The sequence below is a fragment of the Phocaeicola sp. RTP21198st1_B8_RTP21198_201120 genome (genome assembly GCF_040929485.1).
In the GTDB taxonomy this organism is placed as follows: Bacteria; Bacteroidota; Bacteroidia; order Bacteroidales; family Bacteroidaceae; genus Phocaeicola; species Phocaeicola dorei.
Genome location: NZ_JBCOCI010000253.1, coordinates 1 through 448, shown reverse-complemented (window position 1 = coordinate 448; position 448 = coordinate 1). Strand labels below are relative to the sequence as shown.

Genomic DNA, 448 nt, shown 5'->3' with positions numbered 1-448 from the left:
TAAGCAGGGCACAGACCCCGATATGGCGGCTGTCAACGTGCAGAACCGTGTATCACGTGCTACGGGACAACTTCCGGCGGAGGTAACCCAGGTCGGTGTGACCACTTCCAAGCGTCAGACGAGTATTCTGCAGATGTTCTCATTGTATAGTCCGGACGACAGTTACGACGAGAACTTCCTGTCCAACTATATCAGCATCAACCTGAAACCGCAGATTCTTCGTATCTCCGGTGTGGGCGACCTGATGATTATGGGCGGTGAATATAGTATGCGTGTATGGATGAAACCGGACGTGATGGCACAGTACAAACTGATTCCGTCCGATATCACCGGTGTGCTTGCCGAGCAGAATATCGAATCGGCTACCGGTTCGTTCGGTGAAAATTCCGATGAGACTTATCAGTATACGATGAAGTACACCGGACGTCTCATTACTCCCGAAGAATTC

General features: G+C 50.7%; 1 protein-coding gene. It reads left to right on the top strand.

The window, feature by feature from the left end:
• The coding region (locus AB5935_RS25100) for an efflux RND transporter permease subunit (protein WP_368327767.1) at positions 1-448 on the top strand (448 nt) is incomplete at both ends.